Annotated in this window: 6 protein-coding genes; 5 read left to right on the forward strand and 1 reads right to left on the reverse strand. The window is 69.8% G+C overall.

Annotated elements, in window-relative coordinates; translation table 11 throughout:
• Both VD972_RS32255 and VD972_RS32260 read left to right on the forward strand, forming a co-directional pair.
• Nucleotides 1-816 (forward strand): prolyl oligopeptidase family serine peptidase (locus tag VD972_RS32255; RefSeq protein ID WP_324992632.1); only part of this gene is annotated, 816 nt, incomplete at its 5' end.
• 55 nt (nucleotides 817-871) lie between these two features.
• Nucleotides 872-2,704, forward strand: coding sequence for a hypothetical protein (locus tag VD972_RS32260; RefSeq protein WP_324992633.1), 1,833 nt, complete (start codon nucleotides 872-874; stop codon nucleotides 2,702-2,704).
• Between the two features lie 43 nt (nucleotides 2,705-2,747).
• On the opposite strand, the gene VD972_RS32265 is transcribed toward VD972_RS32260, so the two are convergent.
• Nucleotides 2,748-3,257 (reverse strand): hypothetical protein, encoded by a 510-nt coding sequence (locus tag VD972_RS32265; protein WP_324992634.1) that lies wholly within the window; start codon nucleotides 3,255-3,257, stop codon nucleotides 2,748-2,750.
• A 96-nt stretch (nucleotides 3,258-3,353) separates the two neighbouring features.
• Between VD972_RS32265 and VD972_RS32270 the strand changes: the two genes are divergently transcribed.
• The 3 genes from VD972_RS32270 to radC form a co-directional block, all read left to right on the forward strand.
• Nucleotides 3,354-4,376: a ChaN family lipoprotein gene (locus VD972_RS32270; protein ID WP_324992635.1), complete on the forward strand. Its 1,023-nt coding sequence runs from the start codon at nucleotides 3,354-3,356 to the stop codon at nucleotides 4,374-4,376.
• A gap of 91 nt (nucleotides 4,377-4,467) precedes the next feature.
• Complete coding sequence (locus tag VD972_RS32275) at nucleotides 4,468-5,331, forward strand: NAD-dependent protein deacetylase (RefSeq protein WP_414654170.1); 864 nt, start codon at nucleotides 4,468-4,470, stop codon at nucleotides 5,329-5,331.
• Nucleotides 5,332-5,540: 209 nt separating this feature from the next.
• A partial coding sequence (gene radC, locus VD972_RS32280; protein WP_324992637.1) for a RadC family protein occupies nucleotides 5,541-6,239 on the forward strand: 699 nt, incomplete at its 3' end.

The raw sequence follows: 6,239 nt of genomic DNA on the forward strand, positions 1-6,239 counted from the left end.
GATGCCTCGCACTACGAGACGGAGCGACTGCTGGTGCCCGCCAAGGATGGCGTGCAGGTGCCCGTGAGCCTCGTCTACCGCAAGGGGCTGAAGAAGGACGGCCGCGCTCCCCTGCTGCTCCAGGGCTACGGCTCCTACGGCTTCCCCAACATGCCCTTCTTCAACACCCTCCGGCTGTCCCTGCTGGATCGGGGCGTGACGGTGGCCCTGGCGCACATCCGCGGCGGTGGCGACCTGGGCAAGCCCTGGCACGATGCGGGCCGGATGCGCCAGAAGATGAACACCTTCACGGACTTCATCGCCGTGGCCGACGCGCTCATCGCCCAGGGCTACACGGTGAAGGAGCGCCTGGCCATCAACGGCGGGAGCGCGGGCGGCCTGCTGATGGGAGCCGTCACCAACCTGCGTCCGGAGCTCTTCAAGGTGGTGCTGGCGGAGGTGCCCTTCGTGGACGTGCTCAACACCATGAGCGACGCGAGCCTGCCGCTCACCGTGAACGAGTTCGAGGAGTGGGGCAACCCGAAGGTGAAGGAGGAGTACGAGTACATCCGCCAGTACTGCCCCTACACCAACGTCACCGCCAAGGCCTACCCGACGATGCTGGTGAAGACGAGCTTCAACGACAGCCAGGTGATGTACTGGGAGCCAGCCAAGTGGGTGGCGAAGCTTCGCTCGCTGAAGACGGACCCCAACCCGCTGCTCTTCCAGATCAACATGGATGCGGGCCACGGCGGCTCGTCCGGGCGCTACGACTTCCTCAAGGAGGAGGCGTTCGACTATGCCTTCCTCCTCACGCAGCTGGGCGTGGAGCCGTAGCCGCAGCCCCATGAGCGCGGGAAAATGCGTGGGGGTCCCCCGGTTTCGGGGTACCATGAAACGCATTCTTACTTCGCTTGCACTCACGGCGCTCGCTGCATGCGGGCCCGGCCTGATCGATGAGGCCCCCGAGGGGAGGCCCACGAGGACCGGCAAGTCGGCCCTCGTGGCCCCGGTTGCGGGCTCGGTCCCCGCGGGCCTGCCCCCCCGCCTGCTGGTAGGCCTGTTCGAGGACGCCGGACAGACGTGGATGAAGGACAGCGGGGTGCCGTGGGACGTGCGCTACCGCTACTTCGTCAAGGGGTGGCTCAACAACTTCGGCTGGGGCCCAGCCGACGGCCAGTGGGGCCTGCAGTACCTCAAGGAGTGCCAGGCCCAGGGCTTCCTGCCTGCCATCCAGTACTACCAGTTGAACGGTGAGCCCGGCGGCGGCGAGGACCAGCTCCTCGCGAAGGTCCGCAACACCGCCACCATGCGGAGCTACTTCTCCGACTTCAAGGTGCTCATGCAGCGGGCCCGGGAGTTCGGCAAGCCGGTGCTCGTGCTCGTGGAGGCGGACGGCTTCGGGCTGCTGCAGAAGCAGACGCAGGGCAACCCCAGCGCGTACGCGGCGGTGGCGGCCACGGGGCTGCCGGAGCTGAGCAAGCTGCCGAACACGGTGGCGGGCTGGGGGCTCGCCTTCCTCCAGCTGCGCAAGGCGGTAGGGGCCAGCAACGTCATCCTGGGCATCCACGTGTCCGCGTGGGCGGGAGAAGGAGATGTGGCCCACTTCTCCGTCAGCCAGCCGCTGCAGCCCGAGGTGACGAAGGTCCACTCCTTCCTCCAGCCGTTTGGCCTGGCCCCCAACGTCACCGGAGCCACCTGGGATGTGCTGGTGGGGGATCCGCTCGACCGGGATGCGGACTTCTACCGGCGCACCTCCAACCAGGATCGGTGGTGGGATGCGAGCGACTCGGCCCCCATCACCTCCAAGAGCTTCAACCGGTACGCGGAGTGGCTGCGCCTGTGGAACGTGACGTCGGGCAAGCGCTGGGTGCTGTGGCAGATCCCGCTGGGGAACTCGAACCACCTCAACGTGGACAACACGCGCAACGCGCCGCGCGAGGGCTACAAGGACAACCGCCCTGAGTACTTCTTCGGCACTGGAGGCGCGGCGCACCGGGAGAAGTTCGCTCGCAGCGGCGTCATCGCCCTGCTCTTCGGCAAGGGCGAGGGCCGGCAGAGCTCGTACACGAACGATCTCTACACGGACAACCAGCCCTTCATGAAGAGCCGCGCGGGCGCCTTCCTGAAGGCGGGGGGCCTGGCCATTCCTGCCTCGGGCTCCCCCGGCACGGGCGGTCCGGTGACGACCCCGACGCCACCTCCTGTCACGACGCCGACGCCACCTCGTCCGCCCGTCCCAGCGCCTCCCTCCGCGCCTCCGCCTGCTCCCACCCCCTCCACGGCGGCGTTCCAGTTCGAGAGCGGCACCCAGGGGTGGACGACCTGGGGTCCCCTCATCCAAGGAGTCTCCGCCTCCACCGCCCGGGCCTTCGCGGGCAGCCGCTCTCTCGAGGTGAAGATGGCAGGCGCTGCCAAGGGGATGGCCAAGGTCTACGTGCCCGGCGCCTCCGTGCCCGCGGGCAAGACGGTGTCCTTCCGCGTGTGGTTCCCCACCGGCAGCCGCATCAGCGCTTTTCAGCCCTTCCTGTTGCAGGGAGCGGCCGGCGGGTGGAAGTGGTCCGGCGCGTGGATCGCGGCCACGTCCTTGAAGGCCGGCACCTGGAACACCGTCACCCTCCCGATACCCGCGGGCGCGGTGTCACCCTTCCAGGAACTCGGCCTCGAGATCTTCACCGATGCGAAGTGGACGGGCCCGCTCTACGTCGACTCGGTGAGCTGGTGAGCGCCCCTCGGGGGCCGCGGAGTTGCCGCGGTCCCTCAGGCGCTCAGAACTGGCAGCCGGGCTCGCCGCACGGGTCCCCCGAGGGTTGCTTGGGCAGATCACCGATCGCCATCTTCACGCCGATGATCGCCCCCGCAAGGCCGACGGCGATGCCCGAGAGCAGGAGGGCCGTCCGGCCGACGTGGAGCTCGCTGATGCCTGCGGACTTGACTTCGCTTAGGGGGATCTCGACGGTGCGGCGGAACGCATCCTGGGGCACGCCGCGGAAGTGCTGCTCATCGACGCTGACCTCGAGGAACTTCTCGGCGATGACCGAGCCGTCACGCTGGACGAGCACCAGGGGCGTGTCCTCGGTGAACGTGTGCCCTCGGCCCTCGGTGTCCCTCAGCTGGACGCTCCCCGGATCCTCGAGCTTCCCGTCGCCGGGCATCCTCTGCACCAGGTCCGGGACGAACCAGCCGTTTAGCCGGGAGATCTCCGTCTTCGGGACCTTATAAGTGGTGGTACAGCCCGTTACGGTGAGCAGAAGAGCCAACGATGCACGGACACGCATGGTGCCCTCCCCATGTGTCCTCAGGTTAGCGCGGAACGGCAGGACGTTTGAGTCCCTGTTCCTCAACCGGCACCCACGGTGTCAGATACGGCCCTGATGCGGACCTCGCCCCTCCTCCCACTCGTCCCCCTCCTGCTCCTCGCCGGGTGCGCCACCCCTGGAACGCAGGGTGTCCCCCCCCTGGAGGCCCGGTCCGCACCGGCATGGCAGAGCCCGCTGCTCCGCGACCACCCGCTCGCCGGCCGCATCTGGGATGTCTCCCAAGGCCGCTGGTTGGACGAGGCCACGCTGAAGAAGGAGCTGGCGAAGGCGCGCCTCGTCCTGCTCGGCGAGCAGCACGACAACGCCGATCACCACCTGCTCCAGGCCTCGCTGGTGCGGGCCCTGACTGCGACCGGGCGTCATCCCGTGCTCGCCTTCGAGATGCTCGGCGTGGAGCAGCAGCCCGCCGTGGACGCGGCGCTCGCACGAGAGCCCGGCAACCCTGACGCCATCGCCCAGGCGGTGGACTGGGCGAACAGCGGCTGGCCCGACTGGGCGCTCTATCGCCCGATCTTCGCCGCGGGCCTGGAGCGCGGGCTGCCCATCGTCGCCGCCAACCTGCCGCGCGCGCAGGGCAAGGCGCTCGCCATGAGAGGCACAGAGGCGCTGCCCCCGGAGCTCGTCACCCAGCTCGGGCTGGACACTCCGCTGCCCGAGGAGCTCTCCCGCGCCATGCGCGCGGAGCTGTTCGATGCCCACTGCGGCCATGTCCCCGTGGAGCACATGGATCCGATGGTGCAGGTCCAGCGCGCGCGGGACGCACAGATGGCCGAGCGCCTGCTCTCCACCGACAAGGGCGAGGGCGCCTTGCTCATCACCGGCTTCGGGCATGCACGCACGGACCGGGGCATCCCGGCGCTGCTGACCCGCCGCGGCTCGGGCGTCACCGTGCGCAGTGTGGCTTTCATGGAGGTCTCGGCTGGCCAGGACGAGCCCCAGGACTACACGAAGCGGTTTGGCACCGAGCGGCTGCCGTTCGACTACGTCTGGTTCACTCCGGCGGCGGAGCGGGAAGATCCCTGCGAGAAGCTCCGCGAGCGCATGGAGCGTGGAGGCCGTCCACCGCCGAAGACGTAGGCCCCTGTCCTGGAAGCTGGCCGGAGGGCGGGCAGGCACGAGGCTCCGAGGCCATGCGAAGACCGGGGGCTCGGCGCTATACATGCAGGCGATGCGTGCTCCCCTGGCTCCAGAGCCTGCCTCCTCTCAGCCTCCCGATGTGGGCGCCCTGGTAGAGCTGCTGCGGGGACGCCGCACCGTGGTGCTCACGGGTGCCGGGTGCAGCACCGAGTCGGGCATCCCGGACTACCGCGGCCCGGGCACGCGCGCCCGCGCTCGCAATCCCATCCAGCACATGGAGTTCCTCAGCCGGCCCGAGGTGCGTGCACGCTACTGGGCCCGGAGCCTGATCGGCTGGCCTCGCTTCTCCTCGGCCCGGCCGAACGCGGCGCACCACGCGCTCGCGGCCATGGAGCGGGACGGGCAGGTGCTGGGCCTCATCACCCAGAACGTCGACCGGCTGCACCATTCCGCGGGCAGCACGCGGATCATCGAGCTGCATGGGGCTCTGGCGGAGGTGCGGTGCCTGTCCTGCGGCGAGCGAGAGCCTCGCGTGGCGCTGCAGGAGCGTCTGCTGGCGCTCAACCCCGGCTTCATGGAGCAGCAGGTGGAGCTGCGACCGGACGGGGATGCCGAGCTGCCCGTGGAGGCCGTGAGCTCCTTCCGCGTCGCCGACTGCACGGACTGCGGAGGAGCGCTGAAGCCCGACGTGGTGTTCTTCGGGGACAACGTGCCGCGCCCCACCGTGGACGCCGCGTTCGCGCTGCTGGAGGAGGGAGACGCGCTGCTGGTGGTGGGCTCGTCCCTGGCGGTCTTCTCCGGCTACCGCTTCGTCCTGCGCGCCGCCGAGCGCCACATGCCCATTGGCATGCTCAACATCGGCGAGAGCCGCGGAGACGACCTGGCGGACGTGCGCGTGGAGGCGCGGGTGGGCGAGGTGCTGCCCCGGCTCGCCGAGGCCCTCTCCCTGCGCTGAGCCGGAGGCCCGGAGCATCCCGGGGAACCACCTGGAGGCCGTGAGCGGTGACACGGGCGCGGACGGTGCCGTCTCCCGGCGTGGACGGATCCCCGAGGATCCGCACCCAACAGGTAGGGCTCCTCCCTGGGGACGTGGCTTGGCAAGCGCGTTGCAATGTCCTCCACACGCAGATGGAGGGCGGGATGGAACGGGTGTCGGAGGGCGGGATGGAACGGGCGTTGGCGAGTGGGACGGAGCAAGCGGAGGGGTCTGCAGGCGAAGGGTCGGTGAGGGCACGGTTCCCCGACATGGAGGAGGTGCGGGAGCGCCTCTTCAAGGTGGGGGCCTTGGCCCTCACCGACCCGGAGCTGTTGGGCGTGCTGCTGGGGATGGGCCCCCGCGCGCAGGGGCTCGCCGAGGAGCTCCTCTCTCGGAGCGGAGGCCTCAAGGCCCTGCTCCTGAAGGATCCGCTGGACCTGATCGCCCAGCCGGGGCTGGGGCCGAGCCGGGCGGCGCAGGTGCTCGCGGCGCTGGAGCTGGGGCGCAGGGTCCAGCGCGTCACGGAGCGTCGCCCGCGGCTGCGCAACCCCAAGGAGATCCACGGGTACCTGTTCCCCATCCTGAGCGCGCTGCGGCGCGAGGTCTTCCACGTGCTGTGCTTCAACCCGCGCAACGTGCTGCTGGCGGACGTGCGGGTGGCCGAGGGGACGATGAACACGTGCCCGGTGGATCCGCGCGAGGTGTACGCCCCGGCGCTGACGCTGCGCGCCTCGGCCATCGTGCTCGCCCACAACCACCCCTCGGGGGATCCCGAGCCCTCGCAGCAGGACATCTCGCTGACGGTGCAGCTCGCTCAGGCCGGCCAGGTGCTCGGCATCAAGGTGCTGGACCACATCATCGAGGGAGACGGGAGGTACGTCTCGCTG

Origin of the sequence: Hyalangium sp. (genome assembly GCF_035629615.1) — a bacterium.
In the GTDB taxonomy this organism is placed as follows: Bacteria; Myxococcota; Myxococcia; order Myxococcales; family Myxococcaceae; genus Hyalangium.